Annotated in this window: 28 protein-coding genes and 5 pseudogenes; 18 read left to right on the top strand and 15 right to left on the bottom strand. The window is 69.1% G+C overall.

Features of this window, described 5'->3' with window-relative positions; genetic code table 11:
* Nucleotides 1-106 precede the first annotated feature (106 nt).
* The 3 genes from ispF to GFH49_RS23380 form a co-directional block, all read right to left on the bottom strand.
* Entirely contained in the window at nucleotides 107-625 is a 519-nt protein-coding gene (gene ispF, locus GFH49_RS23390; protein WP_155058038.1) for a 2-C-methyl-D-erythritol 2,4-cyclodiphosphate synthase, read from the bottom strand.
* A complete protein-coding gene (ispD, locus tag GFH49_RS23385) occupies nucleotides 615-1,367 on the bottom strand; it encodes a 2-C-methyl-D-erythritol 4-phosphate cytidylyltransferase (RefSeq protein ID WP_155058037.1) in 753 nt (250 codons plus the stop codon). Before ispD ends, ispF begins: the two co-directional genes overlap by 11 nt.
* Before the next feature lie 313 nt (nucleotides 1,368-1,680).
* Nucleotides 1,681-2,163 (bottom strand): CarD family transcriptional regulator, encoded by a 483-nt coding sequence (locus tag GFH49_RS23380; RefSeq protein WP_003953493.1) that lies wholly within the window; start codon nucleotides 2,161-2,163, stop codon nucleotides 1,681-1,683.
* A 719-nt stretch (nucleotides 2,164-2,882) separates the two neighbouring features.
* On the opposite strand from GFH49_RS23380, the gene GFH49_RS23370 reads away from it, so the two are divergent.
* The gene (locus GFH49_RS23370) at nucleotides 2,883-3,572 is read left to right on the top strand and encodes a copper chaperone PCu(A)C (RefSeq protein ID WP_155058036.1); all 690 of its coding nucleotides are present in this window, start codon (nucleotides 2,883-2,885) and stop codon (nucleotides 3,570-3,572) included.
* 69 nt (nucleotides 3,573-3,641) lie between these two features.
* Here the strand turns inward: GFH49_RS23370 and phoP are convergent, their stop codons facing one another.
* On the bottom strand, nucleotides 3,642-4,313 hold the full coding sequence (gene phoP, locus GFH49_RS23365) for a two-component system response regulator PhoP (RefSeq protein WP_004000192.1): 672 nt from the start codon (nucleotides 4,311-4,313) through the stop codon (nucleotides 3,642-3,644).
* A gap of 5 nt (nucleotides 4,314-4,318) precedes the next feature.
* Nucleotides 4,319-5,680: a two-component system sensor histidine kinase PhoR gene (gene phoR, locus GFH49_RS23360; protein ID WP_155058035.1), complete on the bottom strand. Its 1,362-nt coding sequence runs from the start codon at nucleotides 5,678-5,680 to the stop codon at nucleotides 4,319-4,321.
* A gap of 234 nt (nucleotides 5,681-5,914) precedes the next feature.
* On the opposite strand from phoR, the gene phoU reads away from it, so the two are divergent.
* The 5 genes from phoU (at nucleotide 5,915) to GFH49_RS40315 (ending at nucleotide 9,190) form a co-directional block, all read left to right on the top strand.
* Complete coding sequence (gene phoU, locus GFH49_RS23355) at nucleotides 5,915-6,628, top strand: phosphate signaling complex protein PhoU (RefSeq protein WP_155058034.1); 714 nt, start codon at nucleotides 5,915-5,917, stop codon at nucleotides 6,626-6,628.
* 98 nt (nucleotides 6,629-6,726) lie between these two features.
* Nucleotides 6,727-6,891: a hypothetical protein gene (locus GFH49_RS23350; protein WP_155058033.1), complete on the top strand. Its 165-nt coding sequence runs from the start codon at nucleotides 6,727-6,729 to the stop codon at nucleotides 6,889-6,891.
* 129 nt (nucleotides 6,892-7,020) lie between these two features.
* Entirely contained in the window at nucleotides 7,021-7,269 is a 249-nt protein-coding gene (locus GFH49_RS23345; RefSeq protein ID WP_155058032.1) for an SCO4226 family nickel-binding protein, read from the top strand.
* 674 nt (nucleotides 7,270-7,943) lie between these two features.
* A complete protein-coding gene (locus GFH49_RS40320) occupies nucleotides 7,944-8,630 on the top strand; it encodes a GTP pyrophosphokinase (RefSeq protein ID WP_230396451.1) in 687 nt (228 codons plus the stop codon).
* Nucleotides 8,631-8,647: 17 nt separating this feature from the next.
* Entirely contained in the window at nucleotides 8,648-9,190 is a 543-nt protein-coding gene (locus tag GFH49_RS40315) for a hypothetical protein (RefSeq protein ID WP_230396450.1), read from the top strand.
* Nucleotides 9,191-9,462: 272 nt separating this feature from the next.
* Here the strand turns inward: GFH49_RS40315 and GFH49_RS23335 are convergent, their stop codons facing one another.
* From GFH49_RS23335 to GFH49_RS23325, 3 genes are read right to left on the bottom strand one after another with little or no spacing between them, the layout of a single operon-like run.
* Nucleotides 9,463-9,855 (bottom strand): hypothetical protein, encoded by a 393-nt coding sequence (locus tag GFH49_RS23335; RefSeq protein ID WP_155058031.1) that lies wholly within the window; start codon nucleotides 9,853-9,855, stop codon nucleotides 9,463-9,465.
* On the bottom strand, nucleotides 9,849-10,277 hold the full coding sequence (locus tag GFH49_RS23330; protein ID WP_155058030.1) for an ATP-binding protein: 429 nt from the start codon (nucleotides 10,275-10,277) through the stop codon (nucleotides 9,849-9,851). The genes GFH49_RS23335 and GFH49_RS23330 overlap by 7 nt, the downstream gene beginning before the upstream one ends.
* Nucleotides 10,278-10,323: 46 nt before the next feature.
* Entirely contained in the window at nucleotides 10,324-10,731 is a 408-nt protein-coding gene (locus tag GFH49_RS23325) for an NUDIX hydrolase (protein ID WP_155058158.1), read from the bottom strand.
* 107 nt (nucleotides 10,732-10,838) lie between these two features.
* Here GFH49_RS23325 and GFH49_RS23320 point away from each other — a divergent pair, with 107 nt between their 5' ends.
* From GFH49_RS23320 to GFH49_RS41745, 5 genes and pseudogenes are all read left to right on the top strand, one after another.
* Nucleotides 10,839-11,627: a GntR family transcriptional regulator gene (locus tag GFH49_RS23320; protein WP_155058029.1), complete on the top strand. Its 789-nt coding sequence runs from the start codon at nucleotides 10,839-10,841 to the stop codon at nucleotides 11,625-11,627.
* A 166-nt stretch (nucleotides 11,628-11,793) separates the two neighbouring features.
* Nucleotides 11,794-12,122, top strand: a pseudogene (locus GFH49_RS23315) (SCO3933 family regulatory protein).
* A pseudogene (locus tag GFH49_RS40310) lies at nucleotides 12,122-12,352 on the top strand (FtsK/SpoIIIE domain-containing protein); the annotation flags it as partial. The pseudogenes GFH49_RS23315 and GFH49_RS40310, both read left to right, overlap by 1 nt.
* A 23-nt stretch (nucleotides 12,353-12,375) precedes the next feature.
* Nucleotides 12,376-12,576 (top strand): annotated as a pseudogene (locus tag GFH49_RS23305) (DUF2637 domain-containing protein); the annotation flags it as partial.
* A pseudogene (locus GFH49_RS41745) lies at nucleotides 12,548-12,676 on the top strand (tyrosine-type recombinase/integrase); the annotation flags it as partial. The pseudogenes GFH49_RS23305 and GFH49_RS41745, both read left to right, overlap by 29 nt.
* Before the next feature lie 78 nt (nucleotides 12,677-12,754).
* Here GFH49_RS41745 and GFH49_RS23300 read toward each other — a convergent pair.
* Nucleotides 12,755-13,516 (bottom strand): phosphoglyceromutase, encoded by a 762-nt coding sequence (locus GFH49_RS23300; protein WP_155058028.1) that lies wholly within the window; start codon nucleotides 13,514-13,516, stop codon nucleotides 12,755-12,757.
* Between the two features lie 162 nt (nucleotides 13,517-13,678).
* Between GFH49_RS23300 and GFH49_RS23295 the strand changes: the two genes are divergently transcribed.
* Complete coding sequence (locus GFH49_RS23295; RefSeq protein ID WP_155058027.1) at nucleotides 13,679-14,929, top strand: MDR family MFS transporter; 1,251 nt, start codon at nucleotides 13,679-13,681, stop codon at nucleotides 14,927-14,929.
* Nucleotides 14,930-14,967: 38 nt separating this feature from the next.
* Here GFH49_RS23295 and GFH49_RS23290 read toward each other — a convergent pair whose 3' ends face one another.
* The gene (locus GFH49_RS23290) at nucleotides 14,968-15,393 is read right to left on the bottom strand and encodes a PTH2-like family protein (protein ID WP_155058026.1); all 426 of its coding nucleotides are present in this window, start codon (nucleotides 15,391-15,393) and stop codon (nucleotides 14,968-14,970) included.
* A gap of 49 nt (nucleotides 15,394-15,442) precedes the next feature.
* Here GFH49_RS23290 and GFH49_RS23285 point away from each other — a divergent pair.
* Both GFH49_RS23285 and GFH49_RS40305 read left to right on the top strand, forming a co-directional pair.
* Nucleotides 15,443-16,219, top strand: a pseudogene (locus GFH49_RS23285) (helix-turn-helix transcriptional regulator); the annotation flags it as partial.
* 53 nt (nucleotides 16,220-16,272) lie between these two features.
* Nucleotides 16,273-16,917 carry a class I SAM-dependent methyltransferase gene (locus GFH49_RS40305; protein WP_155058024.1) on the top strand — a complete coding sequence of 215 codons (645 nt, stop codon included), beginning with the start codon at nucleotides 16,273-16,275 and terminating at the stop codon, nucleotides 16,915-16,917.
* Between the two features lie 3 nt (nucleotides 16,918-16,920).
* On the opposite strand, the gene GFH49_RS23275 is transcribed toward GFH49_RS40305, so the two are convergent.
* Complete coding sequence (locus tag GFH49_RS23275; protein WP_155058023.1) at nucleotides 16,921-17,421, bottom strand: type III secretion system chaperone family protein; 501 nt, start codon at nucleotides 17,419-17,421, stop codon at nucleotides 16,921-16,923.
* Nucleotides 17,414-18,751, bottom strand: coding sequence for a D-inositol-3-phosphate glycosyltransferase (mshA, locus tag GFH49_RS23270; protein WP_155058022.1), 1,338 nt, complete (start codon nucleotides 18,749-18,751; stop codon nucleotides 17,414-17,416). Before mshA ends, GFH49_RS23275 begins: the two co-directional genes overlap by 8 nt.
* Nucleotides 18,752-19,033: 282 nt before the next feature.
* On the opposite strand from mshA, the gene GFH49_RS23265 reads away from it, so the two are divergent.
* The 3 genes from GFH49_RS23265 to GFH49_RS23255 all read left to right on the top strand — a co-directional run bounded on the left by GFH49_RS23265 (nucleotide 19,034) and on the right by GFH49_RS23255 (nucleotide 23,273).
* A complete protein-coding gene (locus GFH49_RS23265; RefSeq protein ID WP_230396449.1) occupies nucleotides 19,034-19,771 on the top strand; it encodes a class I SAM-dependent methyltransferase in 738 nt (245 codons plus the stop codon).
* 608 nt (nucleotides 19,772-20,379) lie between these two features.
* The gene (locus GFH49_RS23260) at nucleotides 20,380-21,474 is read left to right on the top strand and encodes a C40 family peptidase (protein WP_155058020.1); all 1,095 of its coding nucleotides are present in this window, start codon (nucleotides 20,380-20,382) and stop codon (nucleotides 21,472-21,474) included.
* A 485-nt stretch (nucleotides 21,475-21,959) separates the two neighbouring features.
* Complete coding sequence (locus GFH49_RS23255) at nucleotides 21,960-23,273, top strand: PP2C family protein-serine/threonine phosphatase (RefSeq protein WP_155058019.1); 1,314 nt, start codon at nucleotides 21,960-21,962, stop codon at nucleotides 23,271-23,273.
* A gap of 89 nt (nucleotides 23,274-23,362) precedes the next feature.
* On the opposite strand, the gene GFH49_RS23250 is transcribed toward GFH49_RS23255, so the two are convergent.
* From GFH49_RS23250 to GFH49_RS23240, 3 genes are all read right to left on the bottom strand, one after another.
* Nucleotides 23,363-23,695 carry a DUF2516 family protein gene (locus GFH49_RS23250; RefSeq protein ID WP_196218104.1) on the bottom strand — a complete coding sequence of 111 codons (333 nt, stop codon included), beginning with the start codon at nucleotides 23,693-23,695 and terminating at the stop codon, nucleotides 23,363-23,365.
* A gap of 168 nt (nucleotides 23,696-23,863) precedes the next feature.
* The gene (locus GFH49_RS23245; RefSeq protein WP_155058018.1) at nucleotides 23,864-24,538 is read right to left on the bottom strand and encodes a hypothetical protein; all 675 of its coding nucleotides are present in this window, start codon (nucleotides 24,536-24,538) and stop codon (nucleotides 23,864-23,866) included.
* Between the two features lie 77 nt (nucleotides 24,539-24,615).
* Entirely contained in the window at nucleotides 24,616-25,110 is a 495-nt protein-coding gene (locus GFH49_RS23240) for a helix-turn-helix domain-containing protein (protein WP_155058017.1), read from the bottom strand.
* A gap of 162 nt (nucleotides 25,111-25,272) precedes the next feature.
* Here GFH49_RS23240 and GFH49_RS23235 point away from each other — a divergent pair.
* A partial coding sequence (locus tag GFH49_RS23235; RefSeq protein WP_230396448.1) for a transposase occupies nucleotides 25,273-25,570 on the top strand: 298 nt, incomplete at its 3' end.

The following is a 25,570-nucleotide window of genomic DNA, read 5'->3' as shown; positions in this document are numbered from 1 at the left end:
GGACGGGACGGGACGACGGGACGCACGGGACGACGGGACGGACGGGACGACGGGACGGGACGGGACGACGCGACGGGACGGGACGGGTAAGGGCGGCGGGGCGAAATCAGCCCGTCCGCACCACCAGCGCCGTAGCCACCGCCATCAGCCCCTCGCCGCGCCCCGGAAACCCGAGCCCGTCCGTCGTGGCGCCGGACACCGACACCGGTGCTCCCGCCGCCTCCGAAAGGATCTTCTGCGCCTCGGCCCTGCGCTTGCCGATCTTCGGCCTGGGCCCGACCACCTGGACGGCGATGTTGCCGATCCGGAAGCCCGCCTCGCGGACGATGCGGGCGGCCTCCGTCAGCAGCGTGACCCCCGACGCCCCCGACCACTCAGGCCGCCCGGTGCCGAAGTGCTGCCCCAGGTCGCCGAGGCCGGCGGCCGAGAAGAGGGCATTGCAGGCGGCATGGGCGACGACGTCGGCGTCGGAGTGCCCGGCCAGGCCCGGTCCCTCGCCCTCCCACTTCAGGCCGGCGCACCACAGTTCGCGCCCGTCCTCGAAGGCGTGGATGTCGGTGCCGATGCCGACCTGGGGCAGGTGGCCACCCGGCGGTAGCCGGACATCAGACACGTCAGAAGCCATCGTTCAGCCTCCTGCGGGCGAGGACCGCCTCGGCGAGGACGAGGTCCAGGGGCCGCGTGACCTTGAAGGCCTCTTCGTGGCCGGGCACGACCACGACCCGCGCCCCCAGTTGCTCGACCATGCTCGCGTCGTCGGTGACGTCGTCGGTCACCGTCTCGTGGGCCCGGCCCAGCGTCGCCCGGTCGAAGCCCTGCGGTGTCTGCACGGCGCGGAGACGGGAGCGGTCCGGGGTGGCGACGACCGGCTCCGGGTCGCCGGGCGTCCCGGCGGGCTCGACCTGCTTGACGGTGTCGGCGAGAGGCAGGGCGGGCACCACGGCCGGTGCGCCGTCGCGTACCGCCTCGATCACGGCGTCGACCGTGTCCACGGGGACGAGCGGCCGGGCCGCGTCGTGGACCAGCACGATGTCGTACTCGGGGGGCAGGGCGTCCAGGCCCAGCTTCACCGACTCCTGCCGGGAGTCGCCGCCGGGCACGACGAGGAAGTCCGTCCGCTCCGGCAGCGCGTGGGCGTCCAGCAGGGACTTGACCTCGGCGGCGCCGTCCGGCGGGGCCACGACGACCACGAGGGAGACGGCACGGGACGCGGCCATCGCGCGCACCGCGTGGATCAGCATGGGAGTGCCGCCCAGCGCACGGAGTGCCTTGGGGGCGCCCGGACCGAGGCGTACGCCCCGGCCGGCGGCCGGAATCACCGCCGCAGTGCGAGTGGACGCGGGCGAAGGGCGCGAATCGTCAGACATCGGTTCCTGTCAGGTTTGTGTGCTCGGCCTACTTGGGTATGGCCACACCGTGCCGGGCGCGACGCCTTGACCGGAACCCTTCCGTGACCCTGGTCGAGCCAGCTGCCCGGGCCCGGCACGCCAAGTACGGGGGTTTACCTTCCTCGGTGTACGGAATGCGTACGACATCACCGCGCGGTGTCTGCGGTAGCGGTCTGCGGTAGCGCTGGGCGCGAACATGCCGCAGCGCCCGGCGACAGTGAATACGTCATCGGGCACCACGGCATTTTCCATGTACCGCTGAGGCAGTGCGGCGTGCTGCGTGTCGCCTGCGTCAGGACGCGAGGACCTCGTCGAGCAGAGCCTCTGCCTTGTCCTCGTTCGTGTTCTCCGCCAGGGCGAGTTCGCTCACCAGGATCTGGCGGGCCTTGGCGAGCATGCGCTTCTCACCTGCGGAGAGTCCGCGCTCGCGCTCACGACGCCACAGATCACGTACGACTTCCGCGACCTTGATGACATCGCCGGAGGCGAGCTTCTCCAGATTTGCCTTGTAACGACGGGACCAGTTCGTGGGCTCCTCGGCATACGGCGCGCGCAGCACCTCGAAGACCCGGTCCAGCCCGTCCTGACCGACCACATCACGCACGCCGACGAACTCCGCATTGTCCGCTGGCACACGCACTGTCAGGTCACCCTGGGCGACCTTCAGCACCAAGTAGGTCTTGTCCACGCCTTTGATCTGGCGAGTTTCGATGGCCTCGATCAGCGCGGCCCCGTGATGGGGATAGACCACGGTGTCGCCAACCTTGAACGTCATGTGACAGGTACCCCTTCCGTGGCTATCCAGGGTAACACGGAAACGGCGGGTTCTGAATGGCGTTTTCGCAGGTCAGGGCATATCTCGGGGCTTGACAACAACGACAGGAACGTGCTTCGCGAGCCGACGGGGCGAAGGTATTCGCAGGTCGGAGCGGCTCTCCAGGGGGAGTGAAACCCGCACGTTACACACATCCGGAGCCCCCTCCAAGTGGACGAACGTCCCCATATGTCCGGTTCCAAGTGCTCGACTTCCGCTACTCCGTTCGGTGTCTGGAGTCGGGTGTGAGACGAATCCGGAATTGATCACAGGAGCCCGACCGGGTGACCGGTGATCAATTATCAGGGCGTCCGCGCATTCCTTCACGGAAAATTTGCGCACCGGTGGTTCGACTATGCCGACGCTATGTCGGCGCGTTGTCGAGGCGGATGTCAGGGTGGATGTCGAGGCGGATGTCGAGGCGGATGTCGAGGCGGATGTCGAGGTGTTGTCAGCCAATCGATCTCGGCCACTTATGTGAATGGCGGACGAGCGCCGGTGCGAAGTGACTCGTGAGTCACTTCTGCGGGCACACCGACCGGCGCCCGCCGAGGGAAGGGGGCTCATGGGGAGGGTCGGGTGCGGTCGCGCGGGAACGTCTCGGTAACCTAAGTCCGCTGACAGATGCTTAGGGCGGCTTTACGCGCCCGCCCCGTTCGAGTCAAGGAGTTGCCGCCGCCGTGAGCAGCAGCCTTCGACGCGGCGCCCTCGCCGCCGCCGCCATCGCGTTCTCGATCGCCTCGCTCTCCGCGTGCGCGGCCGGCAACAACGCCCAGACCCTGGAGATCAAGCCGGACAACGCCGCCACCACGGTCGGCGACATCAAGATCCAGAACGCCATCGTCATCACCCAGCCCGACACCGAGTCGACCGGCCCGGCCGCCATCTCCGCGACCCTGTTCAACAGCGGCGACAAGGCGCAGACCCTGGACTCCATCAGGGTGGACGGCGCCGGCACCGCCAAGCTGACCGCGGTCAAGGGCAGGAACCTGTCCATCCCGGCCGGCGGCTCGCTCGTCCTCGGCGGTGAGAACAACGCCTCCGCCGTCCTCACCGGCAGCCGCGAGTCCGTGAGGGACGGCGACGCCCAGAAGGTCACCTTCACCTTCTCCACGACCGGCGACGTGAGCCTGCGGGCCTTCGTCGTGCCGGCCGAGCACTACTTCACCAGCTGGGGCCCGACCGAGGTCCCGGCGGCGCCGGGCGCCTCGGCGACGGCCTCGGAGAAGCCGGGCCGGGGCACCTCCGGCTCGCCCAGCGAATCGGCGACCGGCACGGCCTCCCCGGACGACGCCGCTTCCCCGGACGACGCCGCTTCCGAGAGCGCCACGGCCACCGAGTCCCCCTTGGGCGAGACCGCCGGCCACTGAGCAGCCGTACCGGAAACGAAGGGCGGGACCTCCGCAGAGGTCCCGCCCTTCGTCGTCGTACGCAGCGGTTTACGGCTCGAACTTGTACCCCAGACCGCGCACCGTCACCAGATACCGCGGCGCCCCCGGGTCCGGCTCGATCTTGGCGCGCAGGCGCTTGACGTGGACGTCGAGGGTCTTGGTGTCGCCCACGTAGTCGGCGCCCCAGACGCGGTCGATGAGCTGCATACGGGTCAGGACGCGGCCGGCGTTGCGCAGGAGCATCTCCAGGAGGTCGAACTCCTTGAGGGGGAGGTCGACCTTGGAGCCGGAGACCGTCACCACGTGGCGGTCGACGTCCATGCGGACCGGGCCCGCCTCCAGTGCGGCCGGGGTCACCTCCTCCGGCTCGCCGCGGCGGCGCAGGACGGCCCGGATACGGGCGACCAGCTCGCGCGAGGAGAACGGCTTGGTGACGTAGTCATCGGCTCCTATTTCCAGGCCGACCACCTTGTCGATCTCGCTGTCCTTGGCGGTGACCATGATCACCGGGACGTTGGAACGGCCGCGCAGCTGGCGGCAGACCTCGGTGCCCGGCAGGCCGGGCAGCATCAGGTCGAGGAGGACGAGGTCGGCGCCGTTGCGCTCGAACTCGTCGAGGCCGTCGGGCCCGGTGGTCGCGACGGCGACCTCGAAGCCCTCCTTGCGGAGCATGTACGACAGGGCGTCGGAGAAGGACTCCTCGTCCTCGACGACAAGCACTCGGGTCACGGAAGGACCTCCGGGGCGGGAAGCGGTTCGTACGGGGATGAGTCAGGTTCGTACCGGGGTGAGTCAGATGACTCAGATGAATCAGGGGACGGGACGGCGGGTGCGGACTGTCCGGCCTCGTCGTCGAGGGCGGAGTGCTGCTTCGCACGGTCGCGGGCCACGCCCGCCTCCGGCAGCCGCAGGGTGAAGGTGGAGCCCTGTCCCTCGGAGCTCCACACCGAGACCTCCCCGCCGTGCGAGGCGGCGACGTGCTTGACGATAGCCAGCCCGAGGCCCGTACCACCCGTGGCTCGGGAGCGGGCGGGGTCGACTCGGTAGAAGCGCTCGAAGACGCGCTCCTTGTCCTTCTCCGAGATGCCGATGCCCTGATCGGTCACGGCGATCTCGATGTGGGCGCCGCCGGACGCGGTCACCTTCCGGGCGGCGATACCGACGCGGGTGCGGGCGGGCGAGTAGTTGACGGCGTTCTCGACGAGGTTGCCGAGGGCGGCGGCGAGCTGGCCGCGGTTGCCCCACACATGCAGGTCGGCGGTGCCCGCCCGGCTCCCACCACCGTCCTCGGTCGAAGGCCCTCCGGGCCCCCCGATGGCGGCGGCCATGGTGATCTGCTTGGTGCCGGCCGCGTGCCGGCAGCGGTCGATGGCCTCGGCGACGAGTTCGTCGACGCGGACCGGCTCGGCGTCCTCCAGCGGGTTGTCGTTCTGGACCCGGGAGAGGTCGATCAGCTCCTGGACCAGGTTGGTCAGGCGGGTCGCCTCGATCTGCATACGGCCGGCGAAGCGCTCCACGGCCTCCGGGTCGTCCGAGGCGTCCATGACGGCCTCGGAGAGGAGGGAGAGAGCGCCCACCGGCGTCTTCAGCTCATGGCTGACGTTCGCGACGAAGTCGCGCCGTACCGCCTCGATGCGTCTGGCCTCGGTGAGGTCCTCGACCAGGAGCAGTACGAGGCGGGAGCCGAGCGGCGCCACGCGCGCGGAGACGGCGAGGGCCTCGCCCCGGCCGGTTCCCCTCCTCGGCAGGTCCAGCTCCACCTGCCGTATCTCTCCGTCGCGCCGGGTGTCGCGGGCCATCGTGAGCATCGGGTCGACGGCGAGCTTGCCGCCGCGGACCAGGCCCAGTGCGTACGCCGCCGAGCTGGCCTTGACCACGGCGTCCCCCTCGTCGAGGACGACGGCCGAGGAGCGCAGCACGGACAGCACCGTGTCCACGCCGGGCGGCAGGACGGGGTCGGTGTGCAGGGAGGTTCTCGTGGGCCGCTTCTGGTCGCGTTCGCTCCAGCGGAACGCCAGCATGGCGATGACACCGGTGAGCACACCGACGATCGCTGCCGCTGCGGCGACCGCCGCGTTCACGTCCATGCATCCAGGTTAGGCATGGGATAGTCCATGGCCACAGCCATCGGGGTGCGACCTCGAACACTCGTCGCCCAGAGTTCACGTCGGGGCTAGGGTTGGTTCATTTGGGGTGGCGAAAACGGACGCGTACGGGCCGGAACGTGGACACGTGGGGTGCGAAGCACCGGTTTCAGCAGGACCTGTGCACCGGGCCCGGCCCCCGGCAGCCACGGAAACAGACGTACGAGAGGAACCCTGATGCGGGACGCGTACCACGAGGAACTCGACTCGATCGGTGACGGTCTGGTCGAGATGGCCCGGCTGGTCGGATCAGCGATCGGGCGTGCCACGACGGCGATCCTCGACTCCGACCTGAAGCTTGCCGAGAGCGTCATCGAGGGCGACAAGAAGGTCGACGAACTCCAGCACGACCTGGAGGCCCGGGCCATAGCCCTGCTGGCACGGCAGCAGCCGGTGGCGACTGATCTGCGCATCGTCGTCACCTCGCTGCGGATGTCGGCCGACCTGGAGCGCTCGGGCGACCTGGCCCAGCACGTGGCCAAGCTGGCCCGGCTGCGCTTCCCGGAGCGGGCGGTCCCCCACGACCTGCACGCCACGATCCTGGAGATGGGCCAGCTCGCCCAGCGCCTGATGGCGAAGGCCGCCGAGGTCATCATCACCAAGGACGTCGACCTGGCGATGCAGCTCGAACAGGACGACGACGAGATGGACCTGCTGCACCGCACGCTCTTCCAGCACCTGCTGGACGACAAGTGGAAGCACGGCATCGAGACCGCCGTCGACGTCACCCTGCTCGGCCGCTACTACGAGCGCTACGCCGACCATGCCGTGGCGGTCGCCAAGCGCGTGGTGTTCCTGGTCACGGGCGAGCACGCGGACGAGCTGCAGCCCGACATCCAGCCCGAGATCCAGCCCGACATCACGCCGGCGCCTGGGACCGAGGGCGCCTGAGATCGCGTCGGGGGCGTGCCCAGAGCCTCTGTGCGCCGTTGATGCGACCGGCAGGGCGGGCATGGAATGGGCAAAGGCTCCAGCCTCTAGGAGGGACCATGGCCGAATCCCCCAGCACCTCCGGTACGACAACCGACCCCACCCAGGAACGTCCGACCGAGCAGCCCGCCGAGATCAAGAGCCTGACCTTGATCAGCGCGTGCGGATGTGGCTCGGGCTGCCAGTGCGGATGCCAGTCCGGCAATCCGTGCCAGTGCGGCTGACCGACCGTTCTTCTCAGGGGCCCCGGCTTCGCGCCGGGGCCCTTGTGTTGGTCCGTACGGCCGTACAGGCGCAGCATGGAGAGAGGGCAAGCGCAGCGGAGCGCACTGGCGAGAAGGAGGTGCGAGGCCATGGCTCAGTTCATGGACGTACACACCGGGATGAAGGGGATCACGGCCGAACAGCTCAGGGAGGCCCACGAAGCGGACCTCGCCATAGAGAAGGAAGAGGGCGTGCACTTCGAGCGGGCCTGGGCGGACCCGGAGTCCGGCATCGTCTACTGCCTCTCCGAGGCGCCTTCGGCCGAAGCGGTCCAGCGCATCCACGAGCGGACGGGCCACAAGGCCGACGAGGTCCACAAGGTCCCGCTGTCCATCTGACTGACGGTCACCGGCTCACCGCTCATCACGGCCGCTCATCACGCCACCACGGGACGCCGGGCGAGGGTATGGGGATGGCCTTCGCCCGGCTCACCATCTGCTGAAAATGCCCCTCATCCACGCCGTATGCGCAGCTCAGGGGCATGATCACAAACCCTACTTCTTCTTGCCCTGGGTGTTGTCGGGGATGTTGGTGAGCTGGGTTTTTGCTGGTGAGGGGCGGTGAGCTCGTGCGCCTGGTGGTCGTCATTGGCCACTGGTGAGCGTCCTCGGACGGCCCAGGGACGGCCCAGCTATGCCGCCTCCGGCTGACGGCCAGCACCTCGATGCGCCCCGTACGAACCTCAGCCGACGACAGTCAGCCACGACGGCGGGCGCGTCGACCGGCAGCGCGCGCGTGTGTCTCGCTGCACCCCCACCGGCCTCAGCCACGTTGTCCGGTGACGTCCGCCAGAGCACGCGGCGACGGTGGAACCGTGATGACGAAGCTTTGGGCACGGACGCTTCTTCGTCGCGCAGCAGCCGGAGGAGGGACCGCGCCACGGGCTGGTGTAGGTAGCCGGACCGAAGCAGTTGCTGGGGCGTTCGCCCCCGCGTCAGTCCCTTCTTGCGGCATCCTACGTATGCACGTAGACGCAGCACCGGAAGGCCCAGCACTGCGCCTTGGGGGAGCCATGGAAATCGTTGATCACTTCATTGCGCGCTACTCAAAGGAGTACGACTTTTACAGTCGGGCAGCGCACCTAGTTTCCCAAGCCCTAGAAAGGGATCTCAAAGAATCAGGCGTCCGCTGCATCGTCACCTACCGCGCGAAAGACATCAAGCGCCTGGAAGAGAAGTGCCGCCAACGCGCACCGAAAAAGAAATACAAGTCAGTAGAAGATATTTACGACGATATTGTCGATCTGGCAGGCGTGCGCATTGCTCTATATTTCCCGGGCGAGCAAGATCAGGTAGAAAAGGCCGTTAATCGCCTTTTCGACCTAACGGCGAAGAAAAGTTTCCCCGAGTCGAACGAGAGGCCACCCGGGAAAGAATTTTCTGGGTACTCGGCAACTCATTATCGGGTTCGACTCAAGGAGCGCGAGCTGATCGATCTGGATAAGCGATACGCCAAGGCGCGTGTCGAAGTACAGGTCGCATCGGTGCTTATGCATTCCTGGTCAGAGGTGGAGCATGATCTCGCCTACAAGCCACTATCGGGGGACCTGTCCGAGGCGGAAAAGCGATCCTGGACCAGCTCAATGGATTGGTTATCGCTGGCGAATTGTCGCTCAGGATGCTGCAAGAGGCGAGCGAGAATCGAGTCGCTAGGAACGGTCGATTCCTCAATCACTATGAACTCGCAGCTTACCTGCTGAACCAGGCAGGTAAGATCTTGAACGAGCCTGTCGGGGACTCAGGCCTAGGCCGCGTAGACCTCCTGTTCAATTTCTTGCGACATCTGAATAAAGAGGCACCCGCTGACCTGAACTCATATCTGGCATCATTGCACGACAATGTGGAGATGCGCCCCCTTGCTGAGCAGGTTATTGATGCTCTTCTCGCCGAAGACCCTTCGCGATACGAGAATTTCAACTTGGTTCAGGTTGACGCTGACGCCATTTCACTTGATCCCCGTTCGCAGAGCGCACGAATGCATCAACAGATCGGCCATTTCCTCACAAGCTGGGTAGACCTAGAAGAGTCACTACGAAATCTTGCCCCGAGGGAAGACGACGAGCGAATCGCCCTGCCGATCTTTCGGCTACTTGACCGCCTAACAATGCTGGACGCAGAGACTCGCCATGAGATCAATTTGTTGCGGCGAGTGCGTAACAGTGTGGTGCATGGAAGAGATGTTCCGCCCATCAGTTACCTGGCCGAGGCGACTGATCGAGTTCAAGAAATCACGGAAAGAGTACGCCGGATACTTCCTTGAACGAGTCGGGCAGTCAGTTGGCCTGCCTGTAAAGCGCGAGATGGGGCCACGATCTTCATGGCTCGCGCCAAGCGGCTGGCTAAAATCGCGAAGCCGACTGCCCCAGCCGAGAGGCACCCCTTCTCTGGCTTCGGAGGCTGATTGCTGTGAGCGCGGCACGGGCGCCGGCCGGGCTGGAGCGGGACGAAGGCAGGAGCGCAGGCCCGGCCGGGGGCCGGGCCGCGCGCGGGGAGCGAAGCGAGCCGCCTTGAACCAGTAGAGAAAGTTGTAACTCAGTCAGTCCGCTGTGGCGGCCGGGGCTTGAAGTCGTATGCGCAGGCTGGCAGTTCCGTGCCTTGACGGTCTGCGAGGGGCAGGAAGATCACTGGTCGGATCGTCCAGGTGATGCGAGTGGTGAAGAAGGTGACCGACACGGTGCAGGGCTCGGAGCGCAGGAGGGCTCGTCGTGTCTCTATGCGGCCGTCGTACAGCCACTGCCATGCCTGCTCGGATGCTTCCGGGTCGAACGCCGGTGAGATGGTACGCAGCGCGACGGCAACCCATCGGTCGGCCTGGGGTGCCGTGTAGGCGTCGAAGGATGCTCGGAGTATCAACGGGCCGTCTTCGGTGAGGTCTTCGGTCCAGCACTCGCACCAGTAGCCTCGGCGGGCTTCGCCCTTCAGCACAGGTGGTCTCCCGACCGGGGGGCGGTGAACAGTTCCGCGGTGACTGTGTAGCCGTCCTCACTGCCGTGGATGACGACTCGGTGGGCGAGTGCGGTGACCATGCCCAGGCCCCGGCCGTGTTCGGCTTCGTCGTCCTGGTGCTCGGCCTTGGGGGCCGTGCCGGTTCCTCCACCATCCGTCACCGACAGGGCGATCACCTGCCGGGTCACCGCGAGGGCCAGGTGGAAGCTGCCCGCTTCCATGCCGCTGGCCGTGTGGAGGATCGCGTTCGCGCTCAGCTCGCTCACGATCAGCTCGGCGTCGTCGGCCAGGGGAGATCCGCGCAGGATGTCACGGGTCCAGCGGCGGGCCCGGCTCACCTCTTCCGGAAATCCTGGGCAAGTGAGTCCCCAGACCCGGGCGGTGCTCGTATACTCGTGCATACAAGTTTCTTCGTGCTGGTAGGCCGCCATGTGCAGCGGGTTCGGGCTAGACGAGTTTCACGCCGTCGTGGGCGCGGATGGCCGGCGGGGATGCCGCGTCCAATGCGTCGGTGACGCGGATCGCGTATGCCTCGTCGGCAAGCTCGGTGACTTCTTCGTGGGTGGCCCAGCGCAGTGCGCGGGTCTCGTCGCCGGTGGTCGGTGTGCCGTCTGCCGCCTCGCAGCGGAAGACCAGAGAGACGATCAGGCCCGTCATGTTCTTGTAGACACCGGTCAGGGTCGCGGGAAGCGTGATCTTGATGCCGGTCTCTTCGAGAACCTCGCGCTGGAGGGCCTCGGGGACGGTTTCCTCGCGTTCGAGGACTCCGCCCGGGGGTTCCCACTTGCCGTTGTCACGGCGTTTGATCAAGAGGGCCCGGCCCTGGTCGTCGACGATGACACCGGCGACGCTCACGGAGTGCGGACGTTCGGTGCTCACGTTCCTGGGCCCTCTCGGCTGGCTAGGCTCTCCACCGTAGCAACAACAATCGCCCACTCGTCTAGATATCTAAAGGAGTACACGTGCCCTCTCTTCCTTCCGGCTTCCTCGGTGATCTCGACCCCACGAGTGATCGTGCGGTCTTTCGGCAGATCGCCGACCAGTTGCGCGAGGCCATCGACCGCGGGCGGTTCAAGGAGGGTGAAAAACTGCCCTCGGAAGCCGAGCTTGTTGACCACTACGGGGTATCCCGGATGACGGTCCGCAACTCCTTCTCCGTCCTCCAGGGCGAAGGGCTCGTGCACGCCGAGCACGGCAAGGGCGTCTTCGTCCGGCCCCGGCCGCCCGTGCGGCGGCTCGCCTCCGACCGGTTCGCCCGGCGCCATCGCGAGCAGGGCAAGGCGGCCTTCATCGTCGAAGCCAACGCCGCTGGCAGTCACCCCCAGGTCGACAGTCTTGAGGTGAAGGAAGAGAAGGCCAGTCAGGACGTCTCGGCCAGGCTCGGGTCCGTGCGGCGGGTTCTGGCTCGTCGTCGGCGCTATCTGCTCGACGGGCGGCCGGTCGAGTTCGCCACCTCGTATCTCCCACTCGACATCGCGCGCGGTACGCCGATTGCTGAGCCGAACCCCGGGCCCGGTGGCATCTACGCCCGGCTCGAAGAGCTGGGGCACCGCCTCGACCACTTCGAGGAGGAGATTCGCGCCCGGATGCCTTCGCCGGCCGAGGTGAAGACGCTGCGGCTGGCCTCCGGTGTGCCGGTGATCCACCTGATCCGTACCGCCTTCGACGCCGAAGGGCGGGCCGTGGAGGTCTGTGACACGGTCATGGCGGCGGACGCGTACGTGCTGTCGTATCAGCTTCCGGCGACGTGATGAGGTGATTTGCGGTGGTGCGCGGGGGACGCTTCTCCGACTCGTACACCCCAACAGGCATACTCACATAGACGAGTGGGCAAGTGGCGGGGCAGGGCGGTCCGCATGAGCCCGGAGATCGGGTTCGCAGCGCATTGTGTATAGACGAGTAGATGGGTGAACTGCCTTGCGTACCATTCGTGTTGAGACCTCGGCCGCCACGATCCTGCTGACCGAGAGGCTCCTGAGCCCAAGGTCCGGGACCGGCAGACGGGCGAGATCGCCAAGGACGCTTTCAGCGGGGAAGTGCTGATGACGATCGGCGTCGTCTACATCGAGAACGGGGAGTCGTCGCTGGTCAAGGTCACCGTGCCGGAAGGCGGTGTGGCTGAGAGGCTGATGCTGGGGGCGCCGGTCTCGCTACCGGGGCTGGTTGCCCGGCCGTGGGAGAGCGTGTTCAACGGGCAGCAGCGGCACGGCATCGCCTTCCCTGCCGCCATGAGGGCCACCGCCTGATGTCCGATCTGGTGACACTTCTGGAGGTGGGTGGTCCTGTCGCCGCACTCGGCGGCGGGGCCGCCTACACCCCGGCCAAGCACCCTCGCGTGTACTGGCCCTCGGTCGGTCTGCCGATAGCGACCGCCCGGCTGCTCGGCTCGTACGGCTCGGTCATGGAGGGGTGCGGGCTGACCGTGGCGCCGTCCCGGCTGCGGGTCCTCGCCGTCAAGGCCACCACTCGGCGGGAGCGACCTGATCAAGGAGCCGCATCATGCGCGCCCAACTGGCCCGTGTCGACGCGGTGCTCGTCCAGGCGCTCATCGCCGCCGCGCTGTCCTTCACCCACCTGCACGACATCGCCTCGGCCGCCGGACAGCACGGGTGGAAAGCGTGGGCCTACCCCGTCTCGGTCGACCTGCTGCTCGTCGCCGCCTGGCGCCGACGCGGAGTACCTCGGACACTCCGATCCGGGCCTGACGCTGAAGGTATACGCGCACCTCATGCCGAGTAGCCGGGACCGCGCCCGGAAGGCTCTCGGGCAGGCGCTCCGGCCTCAAGGCTCCGGGGACTGAGGGCCCACAGTGGGCCCAGGCCATGAAAATGCCCCTGATCTGCACTTCCCGTGCAGGTCAGGGGCATGATCACAAACCCTACTTCTTCTTGCCCTGGTTCTTGACCGCCTCAATGGCCGCCGCGGCCGCGTCCGGGTCCAGGTACGTGCCGCCCGGCGTCATCGGCTTGAAGTCGGCGTCCAGTTCGTAGGAGAGCGGGATGCCCGTGGGGATGTTGAGGCCGGCGATGTCGGCGTCGGAGATGTCGTCGAGGTGCTTGACGAGGGCGCGCAGGGAGTTGCCGTGGGCGGCGACGAGGACCGTGCGGCCAGCGAGGAGGTCGGGGACGATGCCGTCGTACCAGTACGGGAGCATGCGGAACACCACGTCCTTGAGGCACTCGGTGCGGGGGCGCAGCTCCGGGGGGATCGTCGCGTAGCGGGGGTCGTCCGACTGGGAGAACTCCGTGCCGTCCTCCAGCGGGGGCGGCGGAGTGTCGTAGGAGCGGCGCCACAGCATGAACTGCTCCTCGCCGAACTCGGCGAGGGTCTGGGCCTTGTCCTTGCCCTGGAGGGCGCCGTAGTGGCGCTCGTTGAGGCGCCATGAGCGGTGGACGGGGATCCAGTGGCGGTCGGCGGACTCCAGGGCGAGCTGGGCCGTGCGGATCGCGCGCTTCTGGAGCGACGTGTGGACCACGTCGGGGAGGAGGTCGGCGTCCTTCAGGAGCTCGCCGCCGCGGACCGCCTCCTTCTCGCCCTTCTCGTTGAGATTGACGTCCACCCAGCCGGTGAACAGGTTCTTCGCGTTCCATTCGCTCTCGCCGTGGCGGAGGAGGATCAGTTTGTACGGTGCGTCGGCCATGCGTCCGAGCGTAATCGACGGCTCTGATCGCTTGTACGGCCGCCCGCAGAGCGGACGGTTGACGGGATCCGTTAATTCAGTGGCCCCGGGCGACCGCGTCCTCGTAAGTTGTGCTCTCCGCTTGAGCCGCTTACAGCCAGCTGACTGCCGTGGGGGACCCGTATGTCGCTCGCCTCTCTGAGACGCGCCGCCCGAGAAACCGTATCCGGACTCCCCCGCGAGTTCTGGTGGCTGTGGACCAGCACCCTCGTCAACCGGCTCGGTGCCTTCGTCGCCACCTTCATGGCGCTGTACCTCACCCTCGACCGCGGCTACTCCGCCTCGTACGCCGGTCTGGTCGCCGCGCTCCACGGACTCGGCGGGGTCGTCTCCTCCGTCGGCGCGGGCGTGCTGACGGACCGGCTCGGGCGGCGGCCGACGCTGCTCGTGGCGCAGGCGTCCACGGCCGTGTCGGTCGCGCTGCTGGGCTTCATGCACCACCCCGTCGCCATCGCGGCCGTCGCGTTCCTCGTGGGGATGGCGAGCAACGCCTCCCGGCCCGCCGTGCAGGCGATGATGGCCGACATCGTCCGCCCGGAGGACCGGGTCCGCGCCTTCTCACTGAACTACTGGGCCATCAATCTCGGGTTCGCCGTCTCCTCCATGGCCGCCGGCTTCATCGCCGAGTTCAGCTATCTCGCCGGCTTCCTGATCGAGGCGGGGATGACGATGGTCTGCGCGATCGTCGTCTTCCTGAAGCTGCCCGAGTCCCGCCCCGAACGCACCGCGGCCGAGCGGGCGGCCGACGACACCGGGCTCGGCACGGTCCTGCGCGACGGCCGGTTCATGGGCGTCGTCGGCCTGTCCTTCCTGGTCGCCCTGATCTTCCAGCAGGGCATGGTGGGCCTGCCGGTGGCGATGGGCGAGGCCGGTTTCACCCCGGCCGACTACGGCCTGGCGATCGCCGTCAACGGCGTCCTGATCGTCGTCCTCCAGATCCCGGTCACCCGCTTCATCGAACACCGGGACCCGGGCCGTCTCCTCGTCCTCTCCTCCCTCCTCGCCGGCTACGGCTTCGGCCTCACCGCCTTCGCCGGCTCGGTCGGCGTCTTCGCCCTCACCGTCTGCGTCTGGACCCTCGCCGAGATCGTCAACGCCCCGACCCAGACCGGCCTGGTCGTCCGCCTGTCTCCGGTGCACGGGCGCGGGCGCTACCAGGGCATGTACACCATGTCCTGGGCGGTGGCCTCCCTCGTCGCCCCGCTGATGTCCGGTGTCGTCATCGACCGCTGGGGCGCCGAGTGGCTGTGGGGGCTGTGCGCGGTCGTCGGGACGGCGGCGGGGATCGGGTACGGCGTCCTGATGCGGCGGCATCCGGCGGGGGAGCCCACAGCGGGAGCGCCGCTCACGAAGGCAGAGGTCGGCAGCGCCTGACTCCGTCCCCCGCGAAAGCGGAGGGCGGCACGCCTGCTTCACGGATGCATCCGCGCCCCCTTCACCGCCTTGTCCACCGCGTTCCGCGGCCCGTACACCGCCAGACCCACCAGGTCCAGCTCCCCCGTCGGCACGGCGCGCACCGCTGCCCGGTTGTCGCGGTCGTGGCCGGTCGCGAAGAGGTCGGGGGTGAAGAGCGCGCGCGGGAGGGAACGGGAGAGCACGCGCGCGTGGGCTGCCGTCAGGGTCTCCTTGGTGGCCTCGAAGACCAGGACGGGCTGGCGGAACATCGGCAGGTACGGGACACCGTCCGCGTCCTCGTAGGGCTCGCCGATCACCTCGGGAAGCTGGGTGCCCAGGCCGCTGACCAGGAACGCGGTGACGTTCAGGCGCTGCCAGGGCTCCAGGTCGTCGCGCAGCAGGACGGCGATCTTCGTGTCGAATCGGAGGGGTTGCTCGCTCATGCGGTGAGACTGCCGATCGCCGTACGACGCCGTCTTGTACGTTCTTTGCATGGCCGGCCGGCGTGATGTCTCCGCCTGGCGCCCGCGCGTCCCGGGCGTCGTCGAGGTCTTCCACGCGCACTTCACCGAGTACGCCTATCCGATGCATGTCCACGAGGCCTGGACGCTGCTCATCGTGGACGACGGCGCCGTACGGTACGACCTCGACCGGCACGAGCACGGCACCCCGCACGACACGGTGTCCCTGCTGCCGCCGCACGTCCCGCACAACGGCTCCCCCGCCACCCCGCACGGATTCCGCAAGCGCGTCCTGTACCTGGACAGCACCCGGCTGGCCGAGGACCTGATCGGCCCGGCCGTGGACGCCCCCGACCTCCGGGATTCCGTGCTGCGCCGGCGCGTCGGCCAACTGCACTCGGCGCTCGCCCGTCCCGGCGACGAGTTGGAGGCGGAGAGCAGGCTGACGCTCGTAGGGGACCGGCTGCGGACCCATCTGCGGGCGCGGTCGGCCGTAGGGGAACGCCGTGATCCCGCCCTGGCCCGCGATCTCCGCGAACTCCTCGACGCGCGCGTCACCGAGGGCCTCACCCTCGACGAGGCGGGCCGGCTGCTGCACGCCCACCCCGCCCACCTGGTACGGGCGTTCAGCACCGCCTACGGCATCGCCCCGCACCAGTACCTCAACTCCCGCCGGGTCGACCGGGCCCGCGCCCTGCTGCTGCGCGGCGCGAGCCCGGCCGAGACGGCCACCGCGACCGGGTTCTACGACCAGGCCCATCTGACGCGGCACTTCCGGAAGTTGGTGGGCGTGCCCCCTGGGCGTTATGCCCGGACCGTTATGCCCGGACACGGCCCGGCTGAGCACCGTACGCTTCGTACATGGACTGGCATTCCTGGCACGACGCCTACGACAGCCCTGACTCCCACCTCGGACGACGCCTCAGCCTCGTCCAGCAGCGCATCCGCCTCGCCCTCGACACCGCTCCGCCGGGTCCCCTGACCGCCGTAAGCCTGTGTGCCGGGCAGGGGCGTGACCTGATCGGCGTGCTGTCCGGGCATCCGCGGCGGGACGACGTCCGGGCGCGGCTCGTCGAACTGGACGAGCGGAACGTGGCCGCCGCCAGGCGGACGGCGGACGCGGCGGGGCTGAAGCAGGTCGAGGTCGTCGCCGGGGATGCCGCGTCGACCGATCAGTACGCCGGGATGGTGCCCGCCGACCTGGTCCTGGTCTGCGGCACGCTCGGCAACGTCAGTGACGCGGACGTCGAGCGCATCCTGGACTACTGCACCCGGTTGTGCCGGACGGGCGGCACGCTCGTATGGACCCGCAATCGCAGGTCCCCCGATCTCGTTCCGCAGGTCTGTGCGTGGCTGGAGCAGCGAGGGTTCGAGCGGCTGTGGGTGGCCGACCCTTCGCTCACACAGGCCGTCGGGGCCCACCGGTTCACCGGCGAACCCCGCCCCCTCGTCCCCGGGCAGCGGATGTTCGACTTCGTCGGGTACGACGTGCTGCGGCGTTCCTGAGCGTCAGTCGGAGGGCCGCTCGATCAGGTGCGTGAACGCCTCCAGGTTCCGCGTGGACTCGCCCCGCGACACCCGCCACTCGTACTCCTTGCGGATCGCGGACGCGAAACCGAGTTCCAGGAGGGTGTTGAAGGAGCCGTCCGCCGCCTGAAGGACCTGGCCGAGCAGCCGGTCGATCTCGTCCGGGGTGACGGCGGAGAGGGGCAGCTTGGCGGTGACGTAGATGTCGCCGAGTGGGTCGACGGCGTAACTCACCCCGTAGAGCTTGAGGTTGCGCTCCAGGAGCCAGCGGTGGACTCCGGCCTCGTTCTCGTCGGGGTGGCGGACGACGAAGGCGTTCAGGGAGAGCGAGTGGCGGCCGAGGAGGACGGAGACCGTGGTGGAGAGTTTGCGGGTGCCGGGGAGCTTCACGACGTAGTGGCCGGGCTCGGGGCTCTCCCAGTCGAGTTCGGCGTCCTTGAGGAAGCTTTCGATGACCTGCGCTGCCGTCGGTGACTCAGCCATGGTGGGAGCGTACGCGACGGCGGTACGAGTGGGCCGCCGCCGTGTAGACGTCCGCCGTGGCGGCGGCCGCGGTGTCCCAGCCGAAGGACTGTGCGTGCCGGGCGGCTGCCGCGCCCATACGTCCCGACAGCGCGGGGTCGTCGGCGAAATCGCGCAGCACGCGCGCGTAGTCGGCGGGATTGTGCCCCTGGACGAGGAATCCGGTACGTCCGTCCTGTACCGCCACCGGCAGCCCGCCGACCGCCGCCGCGAGCACCGGTGTGCCCGCCGCCTGCGCCTCGATGGCGACCAGGCCGAAGGACTCGCTGTAGGAGGGCATGACCAGGACGGAGGCAGCCCGGAACCAGTCCGCGAGCTGGTCCTGGCCGACGGGCGGGCGGAACCGTACGACGTCCGCGACCCCGAGCCGGGCGGCCAGCTTCTGCAGGCCCTCCGGCTTGGCGAGGCCGCTGCCGCTGGGGCCGCCGACGACGGGGACCACGATGTTGCCGCGCAGCTCGGGGCGCTCGTCGAGGAGGACGGCCACCGCGCGCAGCAGCACGTCGGGCGCCTTCAGGGGCTGGATGCGGCCCGCGAAGAGCGGGATCAGGGCGTCCTGCGGGAGGCCGAGGCGGGCGCGGGCGGCGGCGCGGCCTTCGGCGGGGCTGAAGCGGTCGAGGTTGACGCCAGGGTGGACCACGGCGACCTTCTCGCGGTCGGCGACGTAGTGCCGTGCCAGCTCCTCGGCCTCCTCCGCGGTGTTGGCGATGAGCCGGTCGGCGGCGGCGACGATCTGGGTCTCGCCGATGACGCGGGCGGCGGGCTCGGGCGTGTCGCCGTCGGCCAGGTTGGCGTTCTTGACCTTGGCCATGGTGTGCATGGCGTGCACCAGGGGGACGCCCCAGCGCTGGGCGGCGAGCCAGCCGACGTGACCGGAGAGCCAGTAGTGCGAGTGCACGAGGTCGTAGTAGCCGGGGCGGTGACCGGCCCAGGCCTGCATGACGCCGTGGGTGAAGGCGCACAGCTGGGCCGGGAGGTCCTCCTTGGCGAGGCCCTCGTAGGGGCCCGCGTCGACGTGGCGGACGAGGACGCCGGGGACGAGTTCGACGGTCGGGGGGAGGGTGGCGGTGGTCGCCCGGGTGAAGATCTCCACCTCGATGTTGATGGCCGCGAGGCGCTGCGCCAGCTCCACGATGTAGACGTTCATGCCGCCGGCGTCACCGGTGCCCGGCTGGTGGAGGGGTGAGGTGTGCACGGAGAGCATCGCGACACGGCGGGGACGACGGTGCAGCCGCAGCCGCGGGTGCGCGGCCGGGGAGCGCCGTCCGAGCCTGCTGACGTACTGGCTCACGTGGCGTTCCTCCTTGGTCCGGGCATGCCTCGGGAGGACGTACGCGGCCCTCCAAGAGGGAGGAACACCGGAGGGTGGCGCTCCATTTCCAGTTTCGGGTTCTTTGCCGAATCATTACCGATTGTCGCTCAACCGTTCGATGATGAAGTGCGTTCGCCTACCCTCGTAGCCATGGCATCCCGCGCAGCGCCCCTCCCGCACTCTCGGTTTCGTTCGAGCGCGGGGGCCCCGGTCGTGGGAACGGTGACGCGCGGGACCACCAATCCGAACCGTCTCCGCCGCATGGACCGCTGGATCGCGGCCACGCACGGCGCCGAACTGCGCCGCGGCGCCGACCCCGTCGCGGTCGACCTCGGCTACGGCGCGGCCCCCTGGACGGCCGTCGAACTGCTCGGCCGCCTGCGCACGGTCGCGCCACGCGCGCGTGTCGTCGGCATCGAGATCGAACCGGCGAGGGTCGCGGCGGCACGGCCGTACGAGCGTGAGGGACTCGCGTTCCGGCACGGCGGCTTCGAGATCCCCATCCCCCAGCGGCCGTTGCTCGTCCGCGCCGCCAACGTCCTGCGGCAGTACGGCGAGGACGAGGTCGCCGCGGTCTGGCAGCGGCTGTGCGCCCGGCTCGCGCCCCGGGCGGACGGCTCCGGCGGCGGACTGCTCGTCGACGGCACCTGCGACGAGATCGGGCGGCGGCATGTGTGGGTGGCGCTCGGTCCGGAGGGGCCGCGCACGGTCACGTTCGCGACCCGGCTCGGCTCCCTTGAGCGGCCGTCGGACCTCGCCGAGCGGCTCCCGAAGGCACTCATCCACCGCAATGTCCCCGGCGAACCGGTACACGCCTTCCTGCGCGACTTCGACCGCGCCTGGGCGGCCGCCGCGCCCTACGCCTCCTACGGCGCCCGCCAGCGCTGGATGCGCGCGGCGCGGGACCTGACCGCCGACTGGCCGGTGACGGACGGTCCGGTCCGCTGGCGGCAGGGCGAAGTGACGGTGCGGTGGGGGGCGTTGGCGCCGAGGTTCTGACGGGGTGAGGGGAGCGCCTGACGGGGCGGGGGGAGGGCCTGACGGGGCGGGGTGTGCAGGGCTGCCTGGGGGGGGCAGGCCTGACGGGCGCGGGTGTGCAGGGCCTGAGGGCAGCGCCTGACGGGGCGGGGGTGTGCAGGACCTGGGGGCAGCGCCTGACGGGGCACCGGGCGTCCAGGGCCTGGGGGCAGCGCCTGACGGGCGCGGGGGTGTGCAGGACCTGGGGGCAGCGCCTGACGGGACGGGGGTGTGCAGGACCTGGGGGCAGCGCCTGACGGACACGGGTGCGCAGGGCCTGAGGGCAGGGCCTGACGGGACGGAGGGGCAGGGCCTGACGGGACGGAGGGGCAGGGCCCGGTGGCTTGGGGCGCAGGACCGACAGGTTTCCCTCTCGTTTCCCCGGGCGGCCGGACGACCGGGAACGATCTCTTGGAGTCGTTCGTCCCAAAGGCGGGGAGACCAAAGGCGGGGAGAGGATCGTAGCAGTAGCCGACGCAGTGACCGAATGGGGAGAGAGAGTCACTGCCTCTGTCGTTTTGTGCCATGTCGTGGCACGATCCCCCGGTGTCCGTAAGTTACTGACGGTAAATCAGTTTGGGGGCAGGGGTATGGGTACGGGCAAGCGGGGCCTGATCTCAGCGGCCGTGACCGTGGTCGGCGCGGTCACCGTGCTGGCGGCAGCACCCGGCATGGCATCCGCCGCACCGACCCCGACACCGGCCCCCTCGGCGTCCGCTTCCTCGACTCCGGCCACGAGCACCGACCTTGAGGCCGTCCGCGAGGAGATCGACAAGCTCTACCGCGAGGCCGCCGCCGCCACGGACGCGTACAACGCCGCCGAAGAGAAGGCCGAGCAGCAGTCCGCCGAGATCGTCGACCTGGCCAACAAGATCGTCCGGGGCCAGGCGAGGCTGGACGACCTCAAGGAGCGCGCCGGCGCGGCGGCCCGCGCCCAGTACCGCACCGGCGGACTGCCGGACGAGGCACAGTTGTTGCTCAGCGACGACCCTCAGCAGTTCCTCGACGGCGTGGGCCGCGTGCTCCAGGGTGAGCGCGCCATCGATGCCCTCATGCAGGAAATGACCCGCACCCAGGAGGACTTGGAGCGGTATGCCAAGGACGCCTCCGCCCAGTGGGAGAACCTGGAGGCCAACCGCAAGGCCAGGGCGACCGCCCAGAAGGAGATCGAGAAGCAGATCGCCGCGGCCGAGAAGCTGGAGTCCCAGCTGGAGAAAGAGGAGAAGGAGCGCCTCGCGGAGCTGGAGCGGCAGGCCGCGTCCGAGGCGCAGAACGCCTGGCTCGACACCGGCATACTCGACGACATCGAGGGCACGGCCACCGCGGCGGGCGAGAAGGCGGTCGAGTACGCGACGGCCCAGATCGGAAAGCCGTACGAATGGGGCGCCGAGGGCCCGGCGGCGTACGACTGCTCGGGCCTGACCTCACAGGCCTGGCTGGCGGCGGGGGCCGCGATTCCGCGCACCTCGCAGGAGCAGTGGAAGCAGCTGGAGCCGGTCGACATGGAGGACATGCGCCCCGGCGACCTCATCATCTACTTCGACGACGCCAGCCATGTCGCGATGTATATAGGCGACGGCGCGATCGTCCACTCCCCGCGCCCGGGGCGGACGGTGACGATCGCGGGGGCCGGATCGATGCCGATTCTCGGGGTGGTGCGTCCGGGGGCGGAGACGTCCGAGTGAAGGCCGCTGAGACGGGGTGACTGGGCCACTCAGACGGTGAGGCTGAGGCACTGAGACTGAGCCATTGGAGACGGTGGGACCGGGCCACTGGAGACGTGGGGCTGAGGCACTGGAGACGGTGAGACCGGGCCACTGGAGACGTGGGGCTGAGGCAGTGGAGACAGTGGGACCGGGCCACTGGAGACGTGGGGCTGAATCACTGAGGCGGCGTGACCGTTTCATCCATTTCGTGACCCGCACCACGTGACCTGGCCCACCTCCCCACGGGCGTTCAAACCTTCACGGACGTGACCTTCGTCATCCCCGCCTCGCGGTCGCCCTGTCCAACTGCGGTACGGAAAGCGGCATATGACAGTGGCCGAGTGCCGAGCGGCGTGCGTCACACCATTCCTTTACGGCGCCGACTACCGCTATGGTCCCGGTCGGTGGGAGGACTTCCTCGTCCCCCGGCCATGCCCTCGGGGGGAGGGAAGGAACCCAACACAATGCCCGTACCCGTACCGCGGCAGAGAGCGATCCCGGCCGTGGAGAGTGGTCAGGCGCCGGCCGCGTCCACAGTGCGCGGCCCCTCCAAGCCAGAGGCCCCGCGCACGGCAGAGCCGGTCGACAACCCGAGCGGCGCTGCCGCCACCAACCTGACCCTGCTGCTGATCGAGGACGACCCCGGCGGCTCGCCGATCGTGCCCGAACTGCTCGACGCCTCCGGCAAGCCGATCCGCATCCGCACGGCCCGCAACCTGACCGAGGCCGAGCGGCTGCTGACCGACGACGTCCACTGCATCCTGCTCGACCTCGCGCTGCCCGCGCCCGGCCGGACCGCCGACGACGACGAGCTGGCCGTACTCAAGCACGTCCTGAAGCTGGCGCCCCGGCACGCCGTTCTCGCGCTGACCGCGTCCGACGACACCGAGCGCGCCGCCGAGGCGGTCCGGGTAGGCGCCCAGGACTATCTCTTCCGGGATGAACTGGACGGCCGGCTGCTGAGCAGGGCGATCCGGTACGCGGTAGAGCGGAAACGTTCCGACACGGCCGAACGGCGGCTCGCCGAGGGCCGCATGCGGGCACAGGAGAACCGGCGCCTGGAACGCGGCCTGCTGCCGACCCCGCTGCTGGAGGGCTCCTCGCTGCGGTTCGCCGCGCGGTACCGGCCGGGACGGTCGCGTGCGCTGCTCGGCGGTGACTTCTACGACGTCGTCCGCACGCCCGACGGCACGGTGCACGCCATGATCGGTGACGTCTGCGGGCACGGCCCGGACGAGGCGGCGCTCGGTGTGGAGCTGCGTATCGCCTGGCGGGCGCTGACCCTGGCGGGACTGTGCGGGGACGAGCTGCTCGGCACGTTGCAGCAGGTGCTGGAGCATGAGCGCTCCGACGAGGAGATCTTCGCGACGCTGTGCACCGTGGACATCGCGCCGGACGGGCGGCGGGCGGGGCTGTGCCTTGCCGGGCACCCGGCGCCGCTCGTCGCGCGACCGGGCAGGCCCGCGCGGTTGTTGCCGTACGACAACAACGGGCCTGCGCTGGGTCTGCTGCCGGGGGCGCGGTGGCCTCGGCAGCAGGTGGAGCTGGGGCGGGAGTGGAGTCTGATGCTGTACACCGACGGGCTGATCGAGGGGCGCGTCGGTGAAGGGCGGGAGCGGCTCGGGCAGGACGGGATGGTGGAACTCATCCGTCGACAACTCGGGGAGGGCTTGCGCGGGGAGGCGTTGCTGACGGCCGCGGTCAATGAGGTGCGTCAGCTCAACGGTGGTGAGCTGACGGACGACGTTGCCGTGTTGCTGCTGGACCGGGCGGCCTGAGCGGGCACGGATGCGTCGTGGCTGGTCGCGCCCGCGCGGCGGAGCCACCGATTGATGCAGTCCCGCGCCCCTGTCGATCGGGGCTTCGCTCACCGTCCGCCGTTGTACGGGCCGTACGGGCCGTCGCTGCTCGACCCACGACGGGGACGGCCCCCTCCGGGCAGACTCCGGATCGCCGGGCGTACGTCGACCATGTACACGATCGTGGCGATGAGGCCGATGATCGGCAGGAACGACAGGATGTTGAAGATCAGGTTCACCACGAAGGCGATCCCGAGGATGATCAGCCAGAACGGCTTGGTCTGCTTGTCGGCCGCGCGGTAGGCATCCTCGCGGCGCACGGCGGCGTCGAAGAGAGCGAAGCCGCTGAAAAGGATCAGGGCCGTGCTCAGCAGCCACATGAACCCTGAGAACCCCTGCATCAGCACAACGTCCACCACCCGACTCGGTTAGTCCCTACGCGGTCACCGTACCCGTAACCGGAAAGCCGCTACCCGGAGAACGGGCCGAGCACTCCAGGAGTGCCCGACCCGTTATCGCACGGCGGTCAACGCACGGCGGTCAACGCACGGCGGTATGACCCGCCCGCCTCACCTGGCCGGCGGCGTCGTCTTCTTGGCCGTGGTCTTGCGGGCCGGAGCCTTCTTCGCGGCGGTCTTCTTCACCGGGGCGGGCTCGGCCTTGGCCTGGACGGGCTTCTCGTCGGCCTTGGCCTTCTCGGCCTCCTTGACCTCGACCGGCTCAGCCTTGGGCTCCGCCTTGGGCTCGACCGCGACGGCGAGCTCCTCGATCTCCTCGGCGGCCTCGCCGCGCCAGGTCCTCACGGCCTGCTCGCCGTGCTCGGCGACCTTCTCGTAGGTCTCGCGGGCCTTGACGGCGTACTCCGCGGCGACACCGACCGAGCGCAGCGCCATGTCCTGGGCGGTCTCGCCGAGCTTCTTCAGGTCGGCGTCGAGGGTGCTGCCGAGCTTCTTGATGTCGGCGTCCAGCGTGCCGATGAACTCGTTGACCTTGGTCTGGAAGTTCTCCTGCGTCCCCCTGACCCGGGCGCCGACCTCCTTGGCGCGGGCGGTGGCCTGCTCCTGGACGGCCTTGGGGTCGGTGTTGCGCACGGCGTCGATACGGGCTGGCGCCTCGGTGCGCAGCTGCTCCACCAGGGAGGGCACCTTCCTGGCCTGCTGGAGGGCCAGGTCGGCGGTGCCGGCGGCGAAGTAGAGCGGCGTCGGGTCGCTGAGGGTCTTGCGGAGGTCGTCGGTGATGGCCATGGTGATGGTCCTCCCGGGATCACTTGCGTTTGAGGGTTGTGGGTCCCGCGGGTCAGTCGGCGTGGTGCTGAGTCCCGTCAGCCTGCCGACTGCCGCGGGGCGGCGTCGCTGCCGCCGGCCTTGCGGGTGCCGCGTACGGCAGTGTCACTGCGTCGGGCGTCATCCTGAGCATCGTCGTCCGCTATGTGCTGAGGATCTGCGTCGGCCGCCTCGGCGCCGGTCTCGAACCCGTTCTCCTTGCGGAAGGACTCGTAGACCTGGAGCAGCACCTGCTTCTGCCGCTCGTTGAGCGTGGGATCGGCGAGTATGACGGCACGCGTCTCCACCTCGTCCCGGTCCCGTTCGGCGTCGAGGATCCCGGCCCGCACGTACAGCGTCTCGGCGGAGATCCGCAGCGCCTTGGCGACCTGCTGCAGCACCTCCGCGCTCGGCTTGCGCAGCCCGCGCTCGATCTGGCTCAGATACGGATTCGACACCCCGGCGGCATCGGCGAGCTGCCTGAGCGACAGCTGCGCATTGCGCCGCTGCTCGCGCAGGTATTCACCGAGATTGCCGACGTTGAGCGATGCCATACCTCCACCTTGCACCACCCCCGCTAACTTTTGCAAGCACCCGCTTGCAAAAGTGCGCCACACCACGCCCGATCGGCCCCTGTGACTGAGCACGTTGTCCGTTCCGTACAGATCGGGAACACGGCTGACCGTCCGAACAGGATGCGCAGGTATCCGTCGGACATGACGGACGAGGAGTGGGCGGTGGTGCGCGACGCGCTGCCCGTCCCGGCGTGGCTGGAGGGTCGGGGCGGACAGCCCGGGGGCTATTGCCACCGGCAGATGCTGGATGCGGTCTTCTATGTCACGGACAACGGGATCAAGTGGCGTGCGATGCCGGCCGACTTCCCTGCGTGGGACCGCGTGTATGCCTATTTCCGCAGGTGGCGGGATCAGGGCCTGGCCCAGGAGTTCCACGACCGGCTGCGCGGCAAGGTCCGTGAGAGCGAGGGCCGGGATGCGGAGCCGACCGCGGCTGTCA

This window comes from Streptomyces blattellae (assembly GCF_009709555.1).
Classification (GTDB): domain Bacteria; phylum Actinomycetota; class Actinomycetes; order Streptomycetales; family Streptomycetaceae; genus Streptomyces; species Streptomyces blattellae.
Note: the sequence above shows the minus strand (reverse complement) of the source record. Positions and strands in the feature narration are given on the sequence as shown.